16 protein-coding genes are annotated in these 20877 nt (G+C 61.4%); 12 read left to right on the top strand and 4 right to left on the bottom strand.

What is annotated here, in order from left to right; all coding sequences use genetic code 11:
- The first annotated feature begins 83 nt into the window (after window positions 1-83).
- Window positions 84-1212 (top strand): peptide chain release factor 2 gene (prfB, locus tag AB4Y97_RS07490; RefSeq protein WP_441998397.1). Its coding sequence is split into 2 segments (ribosomal slippage): window positions 84-152 and window positions 154-1212, totalling 1128 coding nucleotides; the frame shifts between segments, so codons are not numbered across the junction.
- Window positions 1213-1322: 110 nt separating this feature from the next.
- Window positions 1323-1985: a hypothetical protein gene (locus AB4Y97_RS07485; protein ID WP_441998396.1), complete on the top strand. Its 663-nt coding sequence runs from the start codon at window positions 1323-1325 to the stop codon at window positions 1983-1985.
- 1 nt (window position 1986) lies between these two features.
- Here the strand turns inward: AB4Y97_RS07485 and AB4Y97_RS07480 are convergent, their stop codons facing one another.
- Window positions 1987-2454 (bottom strand): peroxiredoxin, encoded by a 468-nt coding sequence (locus AB4Y97_RS07480; protein WP_441998395.1) that lies wholly within the window; start codon window positions 2452-2454, stop codon window positions 1987-1989.
- A gap of 156 nt (window positions 2455-2610) precedes the next feature.
- Here AB4Y97_RS07480 and AB4Y97_RS07475 point away from each other — a divergent pair, with 156 nt between their 5' ends.
- Window positions 2611-6069, top strand: a complete 3459-nt coding sequence (locus AB4Y97_RS07475) for a hypothetical protein (RefSeq protein ID WP_441998394.1) — start codon at window positions 2611-2613, stop codon at window positions 6067-6069.
- A gap of 55 nt (window positions 6070-6124) precedes the next feature.
- Here the strand turns inward: AB4Y97_RS07475 and tyrS are convergent, their stop codons facing one another.
- The gene (tyrS, locus tag AB4Y97_RS07470) at window positions 6125-7387 is read right to left on the bottom strand and encodes a tyrosine--tRNA ligase (RefSeq protein WP_441998393.1); all 1263 of its coding nucleotides are present in this window, start codon (window positions 7385-7387) and stop codon (window positions 6125-6127) included.
- 150 nt (window positions 7388-7537) lie between these two features.
- Here tyrS and AB4Y97_RS07465 point away from each other — a divergent pair, with 150 nt between their 5' ends.
- On the top strand, window positions 7538-9838 hold the full coding sequence (locus AB4Y97_RS07465) for a M10 family metallopeptidase (protein ID WP_441998392.1): 2301 nt from the start codon (window positions 7538-7540) through the stop codon (window positions 9836-9838).
- An 83-nt stretch (window positions 9839-9921) separates the two neighbouring features.
- Here the strand turns inward: AB4Y97_RS07465 and AB4Y97_RS07460 are convergent, their stop codons facing one another.
- Window positions 9922-10578, bottom strand: coding sequence for an alpha/beta hydrolase (locus AB4Y97_RS07460; protein WP_441998391.1), 657 nt, complete (start codon window positions 10576-10578; stop codon window positions 9922-9924).
- Between the two features lie 228 nt (window positions 10579-10806).
- On the opposite strand from AB4Y97_RS07460, the gene AB4Y97_RS07455 reads away from it, so the two are divergent.
- The 8 genes from AB4Y97_RS07455 to AB4Y97_RS07420 all read left to right on the top strand — a co-directional run bounded on the left by AB4Y97_RS07455 (window position 10807) and on the right by AB4Y97_RS07420 (window position 19032).
- Complete coding sequence (locus AB4Y97_RS07455; RefSeq protein WP_441998390.1) at window positions 10807-11979, top strand: cysteine desulfurase family protein; 1173 nt, start codon at window positions 10807-10809, stop codon at window positions 11977-11979.
- A gap of 69 nt (window positions 11980-12048) precedes the next feature.
- Window positions 12049-13521 (top strand): Fe-S cluster assembly protein SufB, encoded by a 1473-nt coding sequence (gene sufB / locus AB4Y97_RS07450; protein WP_441998389.1) that lies wholly within the window; start codon window positions 12049-12051, stop codon window positions 13519-13521.
- Window positions 13522-13525: 4 nt separating this feature from the next.
- Window positions 13526-13918: a hypothetical protein gene (locus AB4Y97_RS07445; RefSeq protein WP_441998388.1), complete on the top strand. Its 393-nt coding sequence runs from the start codon at window positions 13526-13528 to the stop codon at window positions 13916-13918.
- Window positions 13919-13929: 11 nt separating this feature from the next.
- A complete protein-coding gene (gene sufC, locus AB4Y97_RS07440) occupies window positions 13930-14682 on the top strand; it encodes a Fe-S cluster assembly ATPase SufC (RefSeq protein WP_441998387.1) in 753 nt (250 codons plus the stop codon).
- Window position 14683: 1 nt separating this feature from the next.
- Window positions 14684-15997 carry a Fe-S cluster assembly protein SufD gene (gene sufD, locus AB4Y97_RS07435; RefSeq protein WP_441998386.1) on the top strand — a complete coding sequence of 438 codons (1314 nt, stop codon included), beginning with the start codon at window positions 14684-14686 and terminating at the stop codon, window positions 15995-15997.
- A gap of 141 nt (window positions 15998-16138) precedes the next feature.
- Window positions 16139-17377 carry a cysteine desulfurase gene (locus tag AB4Y97_RS07430; RefSeq protein WP_441998385.1) on the top strand — a complete coding sequence of 413 codons (1239 nt, stop codon included), beginning with the start codon at window positions 16139-16141 and terminating at the stop codon, window positions 17375-17377.
- Window positions 17378-17473: 96 nt separating this feature from the next.
- Window positions 17474-17770, top strand: coding sequence for an SUF system Fe-S cluster assembly protein (locus tag AB4Y97_RS07425; RefSeq protein WP_441998469.1), 297 nt, complete (start codon window positions 17474-17476; stop codon window positions 17768-17770).
- 47 nt (window positions 17771-17817) lie between these two features.
- Window positions 17818-19032, top strand: a complete 1215-nt coding sequence (locus tag AB4Y97_RS07420) for an FAD-dependent oxidoreductase (protein WP_441998384.1) — start codon at window positions 17818-17820, stop codon at window positions 19030-19032.
- Window positions 19033-19037: 5 nt separating this feature from the next.
- On the opposite strand, the gene ybaL is transcribed toward AB4Y97_RS07420, so the two are convergent.
- Window positions 19038-20804 carry a YbaL family putative K(+) efflux transporter gene (gene ybaL, locus AB4Y97_RS07415; protein WP_441998383.1) on the bottom strand — a complete coding sequence of 589 codons (1767 nt, stop codon included), beginning with the start codon at window positions 20802-20804 and terminating at the stop codon, window positions 19038-19040.
- Window positions 20805-20877: the final 73 nt, after the last annotated feature.

The following is a 20877-nucleotide window of genomic DNA, read 5'->3' as shown; positions in this document are numbered from 1 at the left end:
CGCTTCCCGAAGAGTTCCTTTACACATTGCGGTGCTGCCCTTAAGACGCCGCAAACACTCATGGCACGGACTTCAAACGAAAAATGCGCGCCGAAATCGAACATCTCGTAGATGAGACCAAGCAGTCAGTCGGGCTGCTGAGGAGGCATCTTTGACTGGGACAATGCCCAGCGACGCCTCGCAGAACTGAACGCCAACGCCGAAGACCCGAACCTCTGGAACGATGCCGAGGCCGCGCAGAAAATCATGCGCGAGCGGACATCCCTGGAAGATCAGATCGCGGCCATCAAGCGCCTGGAGCAGGAACTCGACGATGCCGTCACCCTGATCGAGCTCGGCGATGCCGAGGGTGACGAGGCAACGGTGAAGGAAGGCGAGGAGACGATCCGCGCCCTTCAGGCCGAGGCCGCACGCCGCCAGGTCGAGACGCTTCTGTCCGGCGAAGCCGACAGCAACGATACCTATATCGAAGTGCATTCCGGTGCCGGCGGCACCGAGAGCCAGGACTGGGCCTCCATGCTCCAGCGCATGTATGCGCGCTGGGCGGATCGCCGGAAATACAAGGTCGAGCTTTTGGAAATCACGGACGGCGAAGAGGCAGGCATCAAGAGCGCCACGCTCCTGATCAAGGGCCACAACGCCTATGGCTGGCTCAAGACCGAGTCGGGCGTGCACCGGCTGGTCCGCATCTCGCCCTATGACTCGAACGCTCGCCGTCATACCAGCTTCGCCTCGGTCTGGGTCTATCCGGTGGTGGACGACCGCATCAATATCGAGGTCAAGGAATCGGATTGCCGCATCGATACGTTCCGCTCCTCGGGCGCGGGCGGCCAGCACGTGAACACCACCGACTCGGCGGTACGCATCACCCACATCCCGAGCGGCATCGTCGTGGCCTGTCAGCAGGAGCGCTCCCAGCACAAGAACCGGGCCACCGCCTGGAACATGCTCCGCGCTCGCCTCTATGAGGCGGAACTGAAGAAGCGCGAGGAAAAGGCCAATGCGGAGGCTGCCGCCAAGACCGATATCGGCTGGGGCCACCAGATCCGCTCCTACGTGCTGCAGCCCTACCAGATGGTGAAGGACCTGCGCACCGGCGCGCAATCGACGAGCCCGCAGGACGTGCTGGACGGTGATCTCGACCCCTTCATGGAAGCCTCGCTCGCGCAGCGCGTCTATGGCGGCGGGGCCGAGGTCGAGGATATAGATTAGAGCCTTTTCCGCAAAAGTGCCTCCGACTCTGCGAAAGAAAATGCTTTCTTCCAAAAAGCTAGAGCCTGGTGATCGGTTATGAAAAGCGAGCCCTTCACCGGGATCAGACGATGAAACAAAGCACCCTTGCGATCGCAGGCTATCGCGGCCTTGCCCTTCCCAATGCTCTGACGCGCCGTGACGATCAAGCTCGAAGGCTGGCGATCCTGTTTCCGGGCTTCGGTTATCGCAACACGATGCCCGCGCTCTATTACTGTCGCCAGCTCCTTCTGGCGCACGGGCACGACGTTCTCACTGTCGACTACGCTTACGATCTCATGCCCGACTTTCTCGCTGCTCCTCGCGAAGAGAAGCTCGGTTGGATCAAGGCGGATACGCAGGCGGCATTGCAGGTAGCGCTCGCCCTCGATGGCTATGAGCATTTCACGATTGTCGGCAAGTCGGCAGGAACGGCGGCGATGGCCTTCACGATTCCGGATGAGCCTCGTTTGGCGAAGTCCGATCTCGTCTGGCTGACGCCCGGCTTCAAGACGCCGGGTGTTCCGGAAGGCATGGCGCGCTGTCCCCAGCGGTCGATCCTGCTCATCGGAACCGCCGACTATCTCTACGATGAAGGGCATCTTCAGGCGGCGCGCGACAGAGGCGTCGAGATCGTTCTGTTGCCCGATCTCGACCATGGGCTCGAGAAACCCGGAGACGTGGCCACCTCGGTCGAAGCCATGAAGACCATCGTGGAGAGATTGTCGGCTTGGCTCGAGGCTTCGCCGAACTAATTCAATCCAGGGCTTTTGTCGCGGCCAGCACCTCCTCCGCGTGGCCGGGGACCTTCACCTTGGACCAGATGCGGACGATCTTGCCGTCGCGGCCGATTAGCACAGTGGTGCGCTCGACGCCCATGTATTTGCGGCCATACATGCTTTTCTCCACCCAGACCCCATAGGCTTCGAGCATGGTCTTGGCCTCGTCCGAGGCGAGGGTGAAGTCGAGGCCGTATTTGGTGCGGAACTTGTCGTGGCTCTTCAGGGAATCGGGAGAAACGCCGACGATCTCCGTGTCCGCTGCCGCGAAATCCTGCCGCAACGCCTGGAAATTCTGGGCTTCCAGCGTGCAGCCGCTGGTATCGTCCTTCGGATAGAAATAGAGCACGACCTTCCGGCCATTGAGACCATCAAGGGTGAGTTGCCGGCCATCGGTCGCAGGCAGGGAGAATGATGGGGCTTGGGCTCCGGGGGCTATCGTCATCGCTCGCCTTCCTTTCGGCGGAATGTGATGTTTGGAGACGCTTGCGCGATCACCTGAAAGAGATGGTCGCGGCGCGCGTGCAAGAGAGTTAAGGTCCCCCATCTGATTCCTCTCTCTCGACGATACTTCAAGAGCCGATTGCCTGACGAAATAAGTATGAAGCCATTTTTTCGCACCAGATCGATCCGGCGCTATCCGGCGAAGCGCAGCGCCTTGCAGCGTGTGCTCCGTGGAGCTCTGTATCTGAAGCTTGGCCTCATCCTCTTCCTCGGCATCGCGTTCGGCATTCTGTACATGCGCCTGTCGGCCGGGCCGTTGAGCTTCGGACGGCTTCCGGAGCGGGTCGCCGAGGCGCTAGCCTCCCGCATCGGGCCGGGCTGGACCGTGACGTTGCGCAACACGGCCATCGAGCTACGGGGCGGGTCACCGGCATTGATGGCAAATGGGCTCGACATCAGGGCGCCGGACGGCGCCCTCGTTTTACGTGCCCCCTCCGCCACGGTCAGCGTCGATGGTCTGTCCCTGCTCACCGCCAACCTTCAGCCCAAGTCGATCGAGTTGCGCGATCTGCAATTGCGTGTCCTCGTCAACCGGGACGGTTCGCTGACCTTCGCTTCCGTACCGAATGGGGAAGGGGGCGAGGCCGTTGCACCTGCTCCGGCGAGCCCCTCGCAGCAAGTGGTGGCTTCCTTGCCGCAGGCTACTCCGGGCAGCTCTCCAGTTTCGGGGGCCGTCGGATCACTGTTCGATCTGGTGCTGGGGCCGAAAAGTATTCTGAGCTCCATCGACAAGGCCCAGGTCACGAATGCGCGCCTCGCTTTCGTCGATGCCACAGGGCGCCAGCGGGGCACGATCGACCGGTTCGATGCTACCTTCGATTGGACTGAGACGGGCGGGCGTCATTTCGCGGCGACTCTCGAGGGGCCGCAGGGAGGCTGGCAGCTGAGCGGCGACGCGAATGTGGAGAGCGATGGCGGCTATCGTGCCGCCGTTGTCGCCGACAATGCCCCCATCCAGGATATCCTGCTGCTTACCGGTCTTTCTGCGCTCCCGGCGACGACCGATCTCGAGTTTTCCGGCCGCGTCGATGCGGCCTATGCCAATGGGCGCGTGACGGAGCTGAAGGCGCGGCTCGACAGCAATGCCGGCATCGTCCAGATCGACGACAAGGACACCTCGCCTCTCGTGGTCGAGCGGGCCATGATCGAAGCTGCTTGGGACGAGAACGACCAGGCCCTCGATCTTTCGAATCTCGCGCTGAAGGGCGGCGGCAATCAAGTCCGCCTCCAGGGACGGCTGCTCACCGCCGCCGGAACGGATGGTTGGCATCTCTCGCTCGGCGGCAAGGATTTGCTTCTGTCCGGCGCCGCCGAAAGCGACAGGCCCGTCCGGGTCAGCGACTTCAAGGCCGAGCTTGCCGGGCCGGATGGGGTTTCGATCAAGTCCATCGTGCTTCAGGGGCCCGATCTCTCCGCCGAGATCAGCGGTATCCTGGGCGCCTCGGCGGATCCGCATGGCCTCAAGCTGGATGTCCGCGCAAAGAAGACCGACGTGCGCTCCGCTCTCCGCATATGGCCGGAAGCCGTAGCGCCGCCTGTTCGCAAATTCCTCATTTCCAACCTCAAGGCGGGCATGCTGGATGCGATTGCCCTCAAGGTCGGAATGAACGGCGAGGATATCGTCAAGGCCGTCTCCGGCGGTCCGGTCCCGGATGGCTCCCTGAATATCGAATTCGCCATATCCGATGGCATCCTGAGGGCAGCCAAAGGGCTTCCTCCAGTTTCCCGCATGGCGGTTTCCGGCCACGTAACGGGCAAGAAGGTCCTCATTCGCGCCCCAACGGGCCGGGTCGATATGGCGGGCGAGCGCAGCCTGAACGCCTCCGACGGAACTTTCGTCCTCGACGATTACTGGGCAGACAATGCCTTGGCGAAGATCGATTTCCGCCTCGCTGGGGCCGCCGATGGCCTGGGAGCCTTGCTGCAGGAGCCGCTGGTCCATGAAATCGCGGGGTTCGACGTCGATCCTGCCACGATGAAGGGCAAAACGGATCTGCGCGTCGGGATCGATCTCGCCGTGAACAATGTCCCCGCCTTCGCCGACCTTCCGCTCACGGTCGGCGGGACGGTGAGCGACTTCAGCATCGACAAGCTCTTCGGCAAGGACCGGCTGGAGAACGCCAATCTCGCCATCACATATGATCGGGGCAACCTGTCCATCAAAGGCGACGGCAGGATGGGCGGGAGTGCCGCCTCCATCGATGTTCATAAAACGCCGCAAGAAGGCGAAGCTAATGTCGCCTTCAGTCTCGACGAGGCGGCGCGGGCCAAGCGCGGCCTGTCTTTTGGCTCGCAACTGACAGGGACGTTGCCCCTGAAGGCGACGGTTCCCCTTGGAACCTCGGCGAAGCCCGGCATCCGGCTCGAAGCCGACCTTACCAAGATGGGAGTGGATCAACTCATTCCGGGCTGGACCAAGCCGACAGGGCGCCCGGGCAAGCTTTCCTTCGTGATGATCGAAGGGGCATCGACCGAAATCCGCGATTTGCAGCTCGATGCGGGCTCCGTCCAGCTGCGCGGAACGGCGACGCTCACGAGCGAGGGCGGACTCGACAAGGCGGATCTCACCACCTTCAAGATCTCGCCAGGCGACGATATGCGCGCTCAGGTCGAGCGGACCAACGGCGCCTACAAGGTCGTGATCCGCGGCAATGTCGGCGATGCGCGTCCATTTACGAAAGCGATCGGCTCCTCGCCCGCGCCTGCCGGGCGCAATGCGTCCGCTCAGCGGGACGTGAAGGATTTCGACCTCGATCTCGCGCTCAACATCCTGACCGGTTACAACAATGAGGCGATCACCAATGCCGCCATCAAGGCCTCCATGCGCAAGGAGAATATCCGTCATTTGGAGATGAAGGGACGGCTCGGCGCGACCGATATCGTCGCGAGGACCGTTGCACAGGCCGGCGTAGGTCCGACCATCCTCCTCCAGGCGGAAGATGCAGGTTCGCTCCTGCGCTTCCTCGACATCTACAAGCGGATGGCTGGCGGGAATCTCATTCTCCAGATGGCTACCGGAGACGGTCCGCAGGGCGGCGTACTGACGTTGCGTGATTTCGCCGTGAGGAACGAGCCGGCCCTGCGGCGGATCATCCCGACGCAGTCCCAGGTCGTTGCCGGTCTGGATCGGGCCGGAAACGCCCAGGCGGTCAGGGTGGACGTGAACGAGGTGACCTTCACGAAGGCACGGGTCGATTTCACGCGGTCGGCCGGCCGTCTCGATTTCAAGGATGCCGCGATCTTCGGAAGTCAGGTCGGGTTCACGCTCGGAGGCTATATCGACAATGCCCGCGAGCGCATGGATATCGCCGGGACTTTCGTTCCGGCCTTCGGCCTCAACAATGCCTTCGCGCAGGTGCCGCTCTTCGGTCCGCTCCTCGGAGGCGGGCAATATGAGGGACTTTTCGCGGTCAATTTTCGGGTTGCGGGCCCCAGCGACGCGCCGACCCTGACCGTCAATCCGCTTTCCGCTGTCGCGCCAGGATTCCTGCGCAAGCTCTTCGGCGTTGGAAGCGGGGCGCAGGCTGGCGAACTGCCCGCGACTCCAGAGCGTTGATCGGGAGCATTTTCCGCAGAGCCGGAGATCTGCGGAAAATGCGGCAAACGCCTCGTCAGATGGCGCGCAGGAGAACGTGCTTCTTCTTGCCGAAGGACAGCTTGATGACCCCTTCGGCCGTCATGTCCGAGAGGCTCAGAACCCCCCGCTCGTCAGTGACGGTCTGGTCGTTGACCTTGAGCCCGCCGCTCTTCACCTGCCGGCGCGCCTCGCTGGTGGAAGGCACGAGCTTGGCGTAATCGGGGCCGAAGGCCACCAGGATGCCGAGCCCTTCTTCTAGCGAAGCCGAGGGAATCTCGATTGTCGGCAAGGTCTCGGCGAGGGCGCCTTGCTCGAAGGTCTTGCGCGCCGTCTCGGCGGCCAGTTCGGCAGCTTCGCGGCCATGGATGAGGGCTGTGGCCTCGGTGGCGAGCACCTTCTTCGCCTCGTTGATCTCGGCGCCCTGAAGCGCTTCGAGCCGGGCGACCTCCTCCAGAGGCAGCGTCGTGAACAGTTTCAGGAACCGGCCGACATCCGCGTCCTCGGTGTTGCGCCAGAACTGCCAGTAATCGTAGGGGCTCAGCATATCGGCGTTGAGCCACACGGCTCCGGAGGCCGTCTTACCCATCTTCGCGCCGGAGGCGGTCGTCAGAAGCGGGCATGTGATCGCGAAGAGCTGTGCCGTGCCGAGACGGCGACCGAGATCGATGCCGTTGACGATGTTGCCCCATTGATCGGAGCCGCCCATCTGGAGGACGCATCCGTAGCGTTTGTGAAGCTCCACGAAGTCGTAGGCCTGGAGGATCATGTAGTTGAATTCCAGGAAGGACAGTTCGTGCTCGCGCTCGAGGCGCAGCTTCACGCTGTCGAAGGACAGCATCCGGTTGACGGAGAAATGGCGCCCGACATCCCGCAGGAAATCGATGTAGTTCAGCTTGGTCAGCCATTCCGCGTTGTCGACCATGATCGCATCGCGCTGGCCGTCGCCGAAGGTGATCAGACGTGAGAACACGCCTTTGAGGCTTTCCTTGTTCTGCTCGATCTGCTCCGGCGTCAGCAGCTTCCGGCTCTCGTCCTTGCCGGAAGGATCGCCGACGCGGGTCGTGCCGCCCCCCATGAGGGTGATCGGCTTGCCGGCCCCGGTTTTCTGGAGCCAGTGCAGCATCATGATCGACAGAAGATGTCCGACATGGAGTGACGGGCCGGTGCAATCGTAACCCACATAAGTCGTGAGGCGACCCTCGCGCGCAGCGGTATCGACGCCCTCGAAATCGGACGTTTGGTGGATAAAGCCCCGTTCCGTCAGGACTTTTAGGAACTCCGATCGTGGCGCGTTCATCGCGGCTCTCGTCTCTCTACCAATTAGTTGAGGTCTCCTAGCAGCTTCTAAGGGGGATTCCATCCCCGCTACTAGAGCGTTTGGTCTCTTGACTCTTGAACCTTGGCCTTTAGTTTACGAAATGTTATCACATCCGAAAGGTGGCCTGCTATGAGTTTCCCTCTCACTGTCACTTCGTTGGAGCAATGGGTTTCGTCCACAGTTTCGTCAGCTTCCTCTTGGATATCCTCTACATCAACAAATCTGTCCTCTTTCTTTTCCTCGCCATATAACTGGGTTAACGAAAACATATCAGGCGTTCCGCTGGGTATTTTTTCCGCGGCGGCGACGGGTCTGCCTAATGTGACGATTTCCGGTGCTAAGTTTTATGTACCGACAAATGTCGATAGTGATGTTCTAGCAGTTCTTTCGGGATCGCAGTGGGCTTCGAATGCGATTACCTATAGCTTCCCTGATTCGCGGTCAGACTATGAAGCTATTAATCCAAGCGCATCAGGCTACAGGCCTCTCCCCTATGATGCGCAGTCAGCGTACTTCAGTATTTTCGAAGGCTCGGGCGGCGGAATGAATTTGACTTCTTTGGAGTCATTCACGAACGCTGACTTTGTTTATGCTGGCCGTAATGACGCTAATGTTAAGATTAGCGCCTATGAACCTGGGGATAATCTTATTAACCGTTCCCATGGCTATTATCCAGGTGTTCCTGTCTATGGCGGCGATACTTGGATTGATTCGGCAGATAGAAACACTGCGATTTCAGGTAATGGCTATTATACGACCCTCCTACATGAGCTTGGCCATACTCTAGGGTTGAAGCATACACACGACTCGGGCGGATACCTCCCGAAGATGAGTGCCGCTCATGATAAGACTGAATACTCGGTCATGTCTTACAACCAGACGAGCCGACCTCAGACCTTTATGATGTACGACATCGCTGCGTTGCAGGAGATGTACGGCGCTGATTTTACAACGAATAACGGTAACACGACCTACAAATGGAATCCGAACAGCGGTGAGACATTCGTCAATGGTGTCAGCCAAGGTAAGGTTTTTGGAACCCAGATTCTTCTGACGGTCTGGGACGGCGGCGGCAACGACACGTACGACCTGTCAAGCTATTCCAGCAATCTCAGTATCGATCTTGCACCTGGCGGCTTCTCAATGCTCTCTGTAGCTCAGTTGTCAGGGAACGTTGATGGCAGACCCAACGGCAATGTCTATAACGCTCTGCAATACCACGGTGATACGCGTTCGCTGATCGAGAATGCCATCGCGGGATCAGGTAATGACAGGATTGTCGGTAACGACGCCAACAACATGCTCTCAGGCAATGGCGGCAACGATTACCTGAGCGGCGGCAACGGTCATGACACGCTCAACGGCGGGACCGAGCATGACACGCTGTGGGGCGGTGCGGGCAACGATACTCTCTATGGCGAGGACGGCAATGACTTCCTCGCGGGCGACAGCGGCAACGATAATCTGCACGGCGGCAACGGCAACGATGTGATGTTCGGCGGCACCGACCAGGACACGCTGTGGGGCGGCATGGGCAACGACACGCTCTCCGGCGAGGACGGCAACGACTTCGTCGCGGGCGACCAGGGCAACGACTCCCTGAACGGCGGCAACGGCAATGATACGCTCTATGGCGGCACCGATCACGACACGCTGTGGGGCGGCGCGGGCAACGACACCCTCTACGGCGAGGATGGCAACGACTTCCTCGCGGGCGATGGCGGCAACGACTTCATGCAGGCCGGCAACGGCGACGACCTGATGTTCGGCGGCACCGACCAGGACAGCATGTGGGGCGGCGCGGGCAACGACACCCTCTATGGCGAGACCGGCAATGACGTGCTCTATGGCGAGGGTGGTAACGATACTCTTGTTGGTGACCAAGGCAATGATCTGCTGATGGGCCATGATGGTGACGACAAACTGTTCGGCGGGACGGATCAGGACACTCTATGGGGCGGGGCAGGTCAGGACCGTCTCTATGGCGAGGACGGTAACGACTTCCTCGCAGGAGAAGATGGCAGCGATTACCTTGAAGGAGGTGCCGGTAACGATACCATCTACGGCGGTACTGGCGACGATCGTATCAATGGCGGTGTGGGCAATGACACTCTTATCGGAGAGGCCGGTCGTGATATCTTCACCTTCAATTCGGCTCTGAATGCGACCACCAATGTCGATCAAATTATCTTCTTCAATGTTGCAGAGGATACGATCGAGCTGAGCCGTGGCATCTTTGGCGGATTTGGCGCATCGGTTTCACTCGCCACAGGATCGAGTGCGAATGCATGGGGTGCGCAGATCGTCTACAATAAGGCGACGGGCGATCTCTCCTATGATGCGGATGGATTAGGTGGTGCTGCGCAGATTAAGTTTGCCGTTCTGGCGGCAGGTCTGGATTTGACCAGCAAGAACTTTATCCTGATCTGATCATTCGGGTTCAGGCTTTAATGCAAAAGGGCGGGTCTTAGCGATCCGCCCTTTTGCTATTTGAAGTCTTTCGAAGCCGCGTATTATGCCGCTGCTTCAGCCGTCCCGAGGCGCTTGTTCAGATAATCATCGACGGACAGCATCAGCTCGTCGACCTTGCCGTCGAAGAAGTGGTTGGCGCCTTCGACGACCGCGTGCTCGAGCTTCACCCCCTTCTGGGTTTTGACCTTCTCGATCACGCTGACCACGTCCTTCACCGGGGCGACGCGGTCCTCGGAGCCGTGCACGAACAGGCCGGAGGACGGGCAGGGGGCCAAGAACGAGAAATCGTAGCGGTTGGCCATAGCGGCAATGGAAATGAAACCTTCGACTTCCGGACGGCGCATCAGGAGCTGCATGCCGATCCAGGCGCCGAAGGACACGCCGGCGATCCAGCAGGCGCGGGCGTCCGGGTTCATGGCCTGGGCCCAGTCGAGGGCGGCGGCGGCATCCGACAGCTCGCCCTGGCCGTGATCGAAAGCGCCCTGGCTGCGGCCGACGCCGCGGAAATTGAAGCGCAGGACCGAAAAGCCGCGGTTCAGGAAGTCGTAGTATAGGTTATAGACGATCTGGTTGTTCATCGTGCCGCCGAATTGCGGGTGCGGATGCAGCACGATGGCGATCGGGGCCCCTTTTTGCTTGGCTTGCTGGTAGCGCCCTTCGATGCGACCGGCGGGACCTGTAAAGACGACCTCAGGCATAAATGTGAACCTCTTGATCAACCTCTCGTTCAGGAGAGGGAAAGCCTTGTGGCCTTGACTTCAGGCCTTGGATTTCTGTAAAAGTCTTTAGAATTATTCTAAAGTGTCTTTCCTGCGGACCGCCTGAGGCAAAAGCCGTTCAGGCAGGACCTGAGATGATGTGGTTGTGGTGCTTTAGCATAGCAACCAGGGGCAATTGCAAGGATTTCGTGAGGCGCGGCAGGCGGCATGGCATCGGACAGGCGTATTTACCTCGATTATAACGCGACTTCGCCGCTGCGGCCCGAGGTTGCGGATGTCGTGGCGCGTGCCCTCGAACTCCCTGGAAATGCCTCCTCCGTTCATGCCGAAGGGCGGGCCGCACGGGCGGAGATTGAAAAAGCCCGGGACAAGGTGGCCCGGCTCGTCGGCGCCAAGGCGAAGAACGTCATCTTCACCAGCGGCGGAACCGAGGCATCCAATATGGTGCTGAGCCCCTCCCTGCGCCGCCTCGGAGAATCGGGCCCGTCGAGGCTCCTGGTTGGAGCGACCGAGCACCCCTGTGTCCTTAACGGCCACCGTTTTCCCGTCGAGGCGGTCGAGATCGTGCCGGTCGATGCCGACGGCACTATTGACCTGGCCTGGCTCAAGAGCCGCCTGGAACTGGTCGGTGAGGAACGGATCCTGGTCTCCGTCCAGCTTGCCAATAACGAGACCGGCGTCCTCCAGCCGGTGGCCGAGATTGCCCGCCTCGTCCACGAGCGGGGCGGCTTGGTCCACACGGATGCCGTCCAGGCCGCTGGGAAGCTCGCCATCGACATGGCCCAGCTCGGCATCGACGTGCTGACGCTTTCGGCCCACAAGATCGGCGGCCCGAAGGGGATTGGCGCGGTCGTCCTGGCCTCCGACCAGCTCGAGATTGCCGACCGGCTGATCCGGGGCGGCGGGCAGGAGAAGGGTTATAGGGCCGGCACCGAGAACGTGGCCGCGATCGCAGGTTTCGGTGCGGCAGCCGAGATCGCGTTGGCCACCATGGCAGAGGAAGCGGCCCGGGTGGAGGCATTGCGGGACGAGGCGGAGGCGCATCTGCGCCGGATCGCTCCGGATGCGGTCATCGTCTCCGCTGAAGCTCAACGGTTGCCGAACACCTTCGCTTTTGCCATACGGGGTCTGAAGGCCGAAACCGCGCTGATCGCCTTCGATCTGGCGGGGGTTGCCCTTTCGTCAGGCTCGGCCTGCTCGTCCGGCAAGGTCAAGCGGTCGCATGTGCTGGATGCCATGGGGGTCGAACCGGCCCTGGCGGAAGGCGTTCTGCGTGTCAGTTTGGGGTGGAAGACTGCAAAAGAGGACGTGATCCGCTTTGCGGAAGCGTGCGAAAAGGTGGTCGGCACCCTATATAAGCGGAAGGCGAACGCGGCTTAGATAAGCCACGCTCGTATTTCCATGTCATCAACCCGCGGCCCTTGAAGCCGTGAGCGGTGGGAGAGACAGATGCCTGCTGTGCAGGAGACGATCGACCAAGTCCGGTTGATCGACGTCGACCAATACAAATACGGCTTCGAGACGGAAGTCGAAATGGAAAAGGCTCCCAAGGGCCTCTCCGAGGATGTGATCCGCTTCATCTCGGCCAAGAAAGGCGAGCCCGAGTGGATGCTCCAGTGGCGTCTCGATGCCTATAAGCGCTGGCTCACCATGAAGGAGCCGAACTGGGCGCGCGTGTCGTACGACAAGATCGACTACAACGACATTTATTACTACGCCGCGCCGAAGAACAATCCGGCGCCGAAGTCCCTCGACGAGGTGGACCCTGAGATTCTCAAGACCTACGAGAAGCTCGGCATTCCGCTGCGCGAGCAGGAGATCCTGGCCGGCGTCGAGCCGGAGCGTCGGGTGGCCGTGGATGCGGTGTTCGACTCCGTGTCGGTCGCCACGACCTTCAAGGAAGAGCTGAAGAAGGCCGGCGTGATCTTCATGCCGATTTCCGAGGCGATCCGCGAATATCCGGACCTCGTGCGCCAGTATCTCGGCTCGGTCGTGCCGGTGACAGACAATTTCTTCGCGACCCTGAACTCGGCCGTCTTCACGGACGGTTCGTTCGTCTACATCCCCCCGGGCGTCCGCTGCCCGATGGAGCTGTCGACCTATTTCCGCATCAACGAGAAGAATACCGGCCAGTTCGAGCGCACCCTCATCATTGCCGACAAGGGCTCCTACGTCTCGTATCTGGAAGGCTGCACGGCCCCCAAGCGCGACGAGAACCAGCTTCACGCGGCGGTGGTCGAGCTGATCGCGCTCGACGATGCCGAGATCAAGTATTCGACCGTCCAGAACTGGTATCCTGGCGATTCCGAGGGACGGGGCGGCATCTACAACTTCGTGACCAAGCGCGGCGATTGCCGGGGCAAGAACTCGGTCATCACCTGGACCCAGGTTGAGACGGGTTCGGCGATCACCTGGAAATACCCGTCCTGCATCCTGCGCGGCGACAACTCGCGCGGCGAGTTTTACTCGATTGCCGTGTCGAACGGCATGCAGCAGGTCGATTCCGGCACCAAGATGATCCATCTGGGCAAGAACACGACAAGCCGGATCATCTCGAAGGGCATCGCGGCGGGCAAGTCCGAGAACACCTATCGCGGACTGGTTTCGGCGCATCGCAAGGCGTCGGGTGCACGCAACTTCACGAACTGCGATTCGCTCCTCATCGGCAACCAGTGCGGCGCGCATACGGTGCCCTACATCGAGTCGAAGAACGCCACCGCCGTGTTCGAGCACGAGGCAACGACATCCAAGATCTCCGAAGATCAGATGTTCTATTGCCAGCAGCGCGGTCTCTCCCAGGAGGAGGCGACGGCGCTTATCGTCAACGGCTTCGTGAAGGACGTGCTGCAGAAACTCCCCATGGAGTTCGCGGTCGAGGCTCAGAAGCTCATTTCGATCTCGCTTGAAGGCTCGGTAGGGTAATCAGATGCGTGAACTCCTTGTCGGAACGGCGCGGTTTCGCCTGATGACAAGCGAGCTCAAGGCGCTGAATGGCATGTTCGAGAAGTACAAGGTCTCGGCGTATTGCACTGGCGATCGGATCATCTTCTCACACAATGGGGATGTCGAATTCGCCTCGATTGGGAAGGATTATGAATTTGGCGCTAATCATCCCATGTTCTTCTACAAAAAAGTGCAGTCTGAGGCTGACTCACGCCGGGCCGGCTTTGGCTTCAACGACACAGATCACAGCTATTTGCCTATTGTTCGACGTGGAATTCTCGACGCTCTAAAAGACCTTAAAAAAGCGGACGAGTACGCAAAGAAAAACGGACTGGAGCCCTTGAACGTGGATCACGTTGCTCTGGCCGATCTGTAAGGACTTCTAAAATGCTCGAAATCAAAAACCTCGTGGTCCAGATCGAGGACAAGCGCATTCTCAACGGGCTCAATCTCACCGTGAACAACGGCGAGGTGGCGGCCATCATGGGGCCGAACGGCTCCGGCAAGTCGACCCTGTCCTACGTGATCGCCGGCAAGGAGGACTATGAAGTCCTCGACGGCGAGATCCTGCTCGACGGCCAGAACCTGCTCGAAATGGAGCCTGATCAGCGCGCCGCGGCGGGCGTGTTTCTCGCCTTCCAGTACCCGCTGGAGATCCCCGGCGTCGCCTCGATGACCTTCCTCAAGGCCGCCATCAACGCCCAGCGCAAGGCCCGCGGCCAGGACGAGCTGACCACGCCCGACTTCATCAAGCGGGTCAACGCGGCGGCCACGAAGCTCGAAATTCCCAAGGACATGCTCAAGCGCGCCCTCAATGTCGGCTTCTCCGGTGGTGAGAAGAAGCGCATGGAAATCCTGCAGATGGCGCTGCTGGAGCCCTCCTTCTGCATTCTCGACGAGACTGATTCCGGCCTCGACATCGATGCGCTGCGCATCGTTTCCGAGGGCGTGAACGCGCTTCGCTCGCCGGATCGCTCCTTCCTCGTCATCACCCACTATCAGCGCCTTCTGAACTACATCGTGCCTGACTCGGTGCACGTGATGTCGGCCGGCCGCATCGTGAAGTCCGGCGGCAAGGAGCTGGCGCTCGAGCTCGAGGCGAACGGCTATGCCGATTACCGGGAAAGCGAGGCCGCCTGACATGGCCGAGGTCAAACTCATGAAGACGCCCGCCGAAACCGGGCTGGTTCAAGCTTTCGAGGAAGCCAGGACGGTGCTTCCGGGCGATGCGGAATCGCGTGCGAAGGCCTTCGAACTTTTCAACCGGAACGGCCTGCCGCATCGGCGCGTCGAGGAGTTCAAGTACACCGATCTGCGCGCCCTCATGCGCGAGGCGGCCCCTTTCGTGACCAAGCCCTCCACTGAAGAGGCAAAGGCGGCGTTGAAGAACGCCAAGGCGCTATCCGGCGTCTCGGCTCTTCAGGTGCCTTTCGTGAACGGGCATTTCGTGCGCGAGGCGGTGAGCTTCGAGAACCTGCCAGAAGGCGTCGAGATCGTGCCGCTGGCGGAGGCCTTGGCCAACGGTCATGAATGGCTGGCCCATCTGAGCCCGGTGCCGTGGGCGGCGGACAATCCGATTTACCAGCTCAATTCGTCCTTCATGGCGGATGGGGTGATGCTGCGCATTGTCGGCCCGGTCGAAACGCCGATTCATCTGCATTTCGTCACCGCCAGCTCCTCGGCCGTCGCCACGGCAACCCGTGTGCTCGTGCTCGTGGAAGATGGAGCCTCGGTCACGCTTCTCGAAAGCCATGAGAGCACGAACGGTGCTGGCCACCAGCCCAACGACGTGATCGAGCTGATCGCCGGCGACCGGACCAACATCCACCATGTCCGCCTCAATGCGGAAGGCGACCGGGTGCTCGCTCTTTCGACCCTTGCGTTGAAGATGGGCGCGGAAGCGCAGTTCAACGGCATCAACGTCGTGGCGGGCGCCGCCACATCGCGCCATCAGGTCTTCGCCGTTCTCGACGGCGAGAACTCGAAGGCGCAGATCAACGGCGCGACCATGATCAAGGGTCGCCAACACGCGGATTCGACCCTCATGGTCGAACATGCGGCTCCCCATTGCGAAAGCCGCGAGCTGTTCAAGACCGTCATCGACGACGAGGCAACGGGCGTTTTCCAGGGCAAGATCATCGTCCCCCATCATGCCCAGAAGACCGATGGGCGCATGATGTCGGCGGCGCTCCTCCTCGCGGAGGGCGGCACGATGAACAACAAGCCGGAACTCGAAATCTTCGCGGACGATGTCCAGTGCGCCCACGGGGCGACCTGCGGCCAGCTCGACGAGGATCTCCTGTTCTACCTCATGGCCCGCGGATTGCCGAAGAAGGAGGCCGAAAGGCTTCTGGTTCAGGCATTCCTCGGCGAGGCGATCGAGTTCGTCGAGAACGAGGATGCGCATGATGCGCTCGTCGCAATCGTCGAGGGATGGCTGAAGGCGAGGGCCTGATTTTTCACCTCCCCATTATGGGGAGGTCGACGCTGAAAGCGTCGGGTGGGGTGCCGGCGCAGCACTGGTTCCAGCGAAGCGCTTGCACCCCACCCTGAGCCCTCCCCACAAGGGGGAGGGAAGCGGTGAGGTTGAGGCATCATGAACGCCCCTTTTGCAGCTCCCTATGACGTCGAGGCGATCCGGGCCCAGTTCCCGATCCTGTCGAGCCAGGTCTATGGCAAGCCGCTCGTCTATCTCGACAATGCGGCCTCGGCCCAGAAGCCGCGCGCCGTCATCGACGCTATGGTCAACACCATGGAGACCGCTTATTCCAACGTCCATCGCGGACTGCATTTCATGGCGAATGCGGCGACCGAGTCGTTCGAGCGGGCGCGGGAAACCGTACGGACCTTCCTGAACGCCGAGTCCGTGGACGAGATCATCTTCACCAAGTCGGCGACCGAGGCCTACAATCTCGTAGCGGATTCCTTCGGGCGCATGGCCATCGGGGAGGGGGACGAGATCATCCTCTCCATCATGGAGCACCATTCCAACATCGTGCCCTGGCATTTCCTGCGCGAGCGAAAAGGGGCAGTCATCAAATGGGCGCCCGTGGACGACGAGGGCAATTTCCTGCTCGATGAGTTCGAGAAGCTGCTCTCACCGCGCACCAAGATCGTTGCCATCACCCATATGTCGAATGTGCTCGGCACGGTGACGCCGATGAAGGACATCATCCGCATCGCCCACGCCCACGGAGTGCCGGTGCTGGTGGACGGGGCGCAGGGCGCGGTTCACCTCGATGTGGACGTGCGCGACCTCGACGCGGATTTTTATGTCCTGACCGGCCACAAGGTCTATGGCCCGACCGGCATCGGCGTTCTCTACGGCAAGAAGGAGCTTCTCGCCCGGATGCCTCCCTACCAGGGCGGCGGCGAGATGATCCGCGAGGTTCACGTCGATACGGTCACCTATAATGATCCGCCGCATCGGTTCGAGGCGGGGACGCCCGCGATCATCGAGGCTGTCGGGCTGGATGCGGCCTTGCGCTTCATGATGGAGCTTGGCCGCGAGAACATCCGGGCCCATGAAAAGGCCCTGTCGGACTATGCCCATCAGCGGCTCGGCGCCATGAATTCCGTGCGTATCTACGGGCGCGCCAAGGGCAAGGGAGCCATCATCGCCTTCGACATGAAGGGCGCCCATGCCCATGATATCGCCACGGTCATCGACCGCCAGGGGGTGGCTGTCCGGGCCGGAACTCATTGCGCGATGCCTCTCCTGGAGCGCTTCGGCACGACTGCGACCTGCCGCGCGTCATTCGGGCTCTACAATACGATGGAAGAAGTGGATAAACTGGTCGAGGCCTTGCAGAAGGCCGAAGCTCTGTTTGCGTGAGGATAGCGTGTGAACGACCTGACCCCGATCAACGATGCGCCCAACGCCCCGCAGGTATCCCCGAGCGCCGGGATACCGCCGGAGGAGCTCGACCGTATGACGGACGATATTATCGCCGCGCTGAAGACCGTCTACGACCCTGAAATTCCGTCCGACATCTACGAACTCGGCCTGATCTACCGGGTCGATATCGACGACGACCGCAACATCGCCATCGACATGACCCTGACGGCCCCGGGCTGTCCCGTGGCCGGCGAGATGCCCGGCTGGGTCGAGAACGCCGTGGCGGCGGTCCAGGGCGTCCAGAGCGTCAAGGTCAACATGGTCTTCGATCCGCCGTGGGATCAGAGCCGCATGTCCGACGAGGCCCGGGTCGCGCTGGACATGTGGTAATCGTATCGGGCCAAGGGGCATCCATTCGGATGTCGGGAGGCCCGGCCATGGATTCGCAAGGTTCTGAAACGCTTCAAGTCCGGTGCTGCATCGTCGGCGGCGGCCCCGCCGGGATGATGCTGGGCTTCCTCCTGGCCCGGGCGGGCGTCGAGGTTCTGGTCCTTGAAAAGCACGCCGATTTCCTGAGAGATTTTCGCGGGGATACGATCCATCCCTCGACTCTCGAGGTCATGCACGAGCTGGGCCTGCTGGAGGAGTTCCTGAAACGGCCGCACCAGAAGGTGCAGCTGGTCAGGGTCCAGATCGAGGATACCCTGCTCACCCTTGCGGATTTCTCGCATATGCCGACCTACTGCAAGTTCGTTGCGCTCATGCCGCAATGGGACTTCCTGAACTTCCTGGCCGAGCAGGGCCGGCGGTTTCCCACCTTCAGGCTCAGGATGCAGGCCGAGGCGACGGATCTGATCCGGGACGGCCGGCGCATCACGGGCGTTCGGGTCAAGGCCCCGGACGGCGATCTGGAGGTGCGGGCCGATCTCGTCGTCGGGGCCGATGGGCGCCGCTCGATCATCCGCGAGAAGGCGGGGCTTGCCGTCACCGATCTCGGCGCGCCGATGGACGTTCTCTGGATGCGCCTTCCGAGGCAATCCACCGATCCCGCTCAGCTCTTGGGCCGTGTCGCGGCCGGGCGGATGCTGGTCATGATCGACCGGGAGAGCTACTGGCAATGCGCCTTCGTCATTCCCAAGGGTGCTTTCGAGGAGATCCGGCAAAGAGGCCTCGAATCCTTCCGCGAGATCATCGTGGAGCTGGCCCCCTTCCTGAAAGACAGGGTTGCGGAATTGCAGGATTGGGACGACATCAAGCTTCTCACCGTTGCCGTCGACCGCCTGAATGAATGGTCGAAGCCCGGCCTGCTCTGCATCGGCGATGCGGCGCACGCCATGTCGCCTATCGGGGGAATTGGGATCAACCTCGCGATCCAGGATGCCGTGGCGACGGCCAACATCCTCGCCTCGCCGCTCCGTTCAGGGCTTGTCGGGGAGCAGGAGCTCGCCAAGGTTCAGAAGCGTCGCGAACTTCCGACCCGCCTGATGCAGGGCTTGCAGATTCTGGTACAGAACCGGCTGATCCGCCATGTGCTGAGCGGGGGGGCGATCAAGCCGCCCTGGATCATGCGCCTGATCGATCGCTGGCCCATTCTGAGGCGAATTCCCGCGCGACTGATCGGCCTGGGAATCCGCCCGGAGCATGTACGGTAGAGGAATCAGGAGGCCGCTTGGCTCACGCTGGGCGTGAGGGCTTCGCCGGAAACCGTTTGCCGCTCAGTTTCCTCTGCCTCCGTCTGTTCCGGCTCGGATGGGCTTGCCGCCGGGATGCCGGATACCATTGCCCGCGCGATCTCCCGCTCGCCCAGGACGATGCTCGATGCGCCATATTTGGTGAGATGGTCCCCCTCCGCATCGGAATGGGCCCGCGCGATAATCGGCAGGACGGGATCGATCGTGCGGGCCTGCTCGACCACCTGGCCGCTCTCAAAGGAATTGGGAATCGCGATCAGCAGGCATCGCGCGGCGGCGATATTCGCCGCTGCCGCCACTTCCGGATCAGCGGCGTTCCCGACGATGGCGGGGATTCCTTCCTGTAGCAGTTGCGCGACCTTGTCTTCGTTGTTCTCGATGACGAGGAAAGGCGTCGAAGACGCCAGGAGCTTGGCGCTGATGAACTTGCCGACGCGTCCATGGCCGACGAGCACCACGTGATCCGCGAGGGATGTCTTCGGGATCGGCTCCCGTGTCGGGGGCTCCGCTGGTTCGGAAGAGGCCGGGGCGGACGCGCCCTTGCGAGCCTCCGCCCGTGCGGTCCACTTGTCGAGCAGAGTGAACAGGAAGGGATTGACGAGGATCGAGAGAATCGCGCCCGCGAGAATGAGATCGCGCCCGCGTTCCGGCAGGATCTGAAGATCGACGCCGAGCCCCGCAAGAATGAACGAGAATTCGCCGATCTGGGCAAGGCTCGCTGCGATCGTCAGGGCCGTGGATTTGGGGTGGCCGAAGAGAAGGACAATGGCCAGCGCCGCCAGCGACTTGCCGACGACGATGATCAGGAATGTCGCCAGGACGGGGCCGAAATCGCGGATGAGAATCGTCGGGTCGAACAGCATGCCGACCGAAATGAAGAACAGAACCGCGAAGGCGTCCCGAAGCGGCAGAGTTTCGGAGGCGGCCCTGTGGCTGAGTTCCGACTCGCTCAAAACCATACCTGCGAAGAATGCACCCAGGGCGAAGGAGACGCCGAACAGCACCGCGGCGCCATAGGCGACGCCGAGGGAGATGGCGAGAACCGAGAGACGGAAGAGTTCGCGGGAGCCGGTATGGGCGACGAAATGCAGGATCCATGGGATCAGGCGCCGGCCGCCGATCAGCATGATCGCGACGAAGGCGCTCACCTTGCCCAGGGTCGCGGCCAGGGAGAGCCAGATGGTCGAAGGATCGGCCGAGGTGTCCGTCAGGGCCTTGGCGATGGCGGGCAGGAGGACCAGGGTGAGGACCATGGCCAGGTCCTCGACGATGAGCCAGCCTACGGCGATATGGCCACGCTCGGTTTCAACGAGACGGCGCTCCTGCAGGGCGCGCAGCAGAACCACCGTACTGGCCACCGAAAGCGCCAGTCCGAAGACGATTCCGGCCCCGAGGGTCCATCCCATCATCCATGCCAGCCCCAGGCCTAGAAGCGTGGCGCTGGCGATCTGGACGACGGCGCCCGGAATGGCGATGGCCCTGACGGACAGCAGGTCCTTGATGGAAAAATGCAGGCCGACGCCGAACATGAGGAGGATGACGCCGATTTCCGCGAGCTGGTTGGCCAGCCCCTGATCCGCCACATAGCCGGGCGTGAAGGGGCCGACGAGCACGCCGGCGAGCAGATAACCGACCAGGGGAGAAATGCGGAGACGATGCGCAAGTGCGCCGAGAGTGAATGCCAGGACGAGGCCGACAACGATGGTTGAAATCAGCGGCGTGTGATGCGGCATCTGCTCTCCTTTGCATTTGGGGGGTCTTTAGATTGGATTTATGCCCTCAGCGTCAACCTGAACAGTACTGATC

This window comes from Microvirga sp. 2TAF3 (assembly GCF_052114965.1).
Classification (GTDB): Bacteria; Pseudomonadota; Alphaproteobacteria; order Rhizobiales; family Beijerinckiaceae; genus Microvirga.
The sequence above is the reverse complement of the archived record's forward strand: the minus strand, read 5'-3'. Positions and strand labels throughout refer to the sequence as shown.

Coding starts and splice junctions, on each gene's coding strand:
- AB4Y97_RS07485 (WP_441998396.1), top strand. CDS start 1,323: ATGAAACAAAGCACCCTTGCGATCGCAGGCTATCGCGGCCTTGCCCTT.
- AB4Y97_RS07480 (WP_441998395.1), bottom strand. CDS start 2,454: ATGACGATAGCCCCCGGAGCCCAAGCCCCATCATTCTCCCTGCCTGCG.
- AB4Y97_RS07475 (WP_441998394.1), top strand. CDS start 2,611: ATGAAGCCATTTTTTCGCACCAGATCGATCCGGCGCTATCCGGCGAAG.
- tyrS (WP_441998393.1), bottom strand. CDS start 7,387: ATGAACGCGCCACGATCGGAGTTCCTAAAAGTCCTGACGGAACGGGGC.
- AB4Y97_RS07465 (WP_441998392.1), top strand. CDS start 7,538: ATGAGTTTCCCTCTCACTGTCACTTCGTTGGAGCAATGGGTTTCGTCC.
- AB4Y97_RS07460 (WP_441998391.1), bottom strand. CDS start 10,578: ATGCCTGAGGTCGTCTTTACAGGTCCCGCCGGTCGCATCGAAGGGCGC.
- AB4Y97_RS07455 (WP_441998390.1), top strand. CDS start 10,807: ATGGCATCGGACAGGCGTATTTACCTCGATTATAACGCGACTTCGCCG.
- sufB (WP_441998389.1), top strand. CDS start 12,049: ATGCCTGCTGTGCAGGAGACGATCGACCAAGTCCGGTTGATCGACGTC.
- AB4Y97_RS07445 (WP_441998388.1), top strand. CDS start 13,526: ATGCGTGAACTCCTTGTCGGAACGGCGCGGTTTCGCCTGATGACAAGC.
- sufC (WP_441998387.1), top strand. CDS start 13,930: ATGCTCGAAATCAAAAACCTCGTGGTCCAGATCGAGGACAAGCGCATT.
- sufD (WP_441998386.1), top strand. CDS start 14,684: ATGGCCGAGGTCAAACTCATGAAGACGCCCGCCGAAACCGGGCTGGTT.
- AB4Y97_RS07430 (WP_441998385.1), top strand. CDS start 16,139: ATGAACGCCCCTTTTGCAGCTCCCTATGACGTCGAGGCGATCCGGGCC.
- AB4Y97_RS07425 (WP_441998469.1), top strand. CDS start 17,474: ATGACGGACGATATTATCGCCGCGCTGAAGACCGTCTACGACCCTGAA.
- AB4Y97_RS07420 (WP_441998384.1), top strand. CDS start 17,818: ATGGATTCGCAAGGTTCTGAAACGCTTCAAGTCCGGTGCTGCATCGTC.
- ybaL (WP_441998383.1), bottom strand. CDS start 20,804: ATGCCGCATCACACGCCGCTGATTTCAACCATCGTTGTCGGCCTCGTC.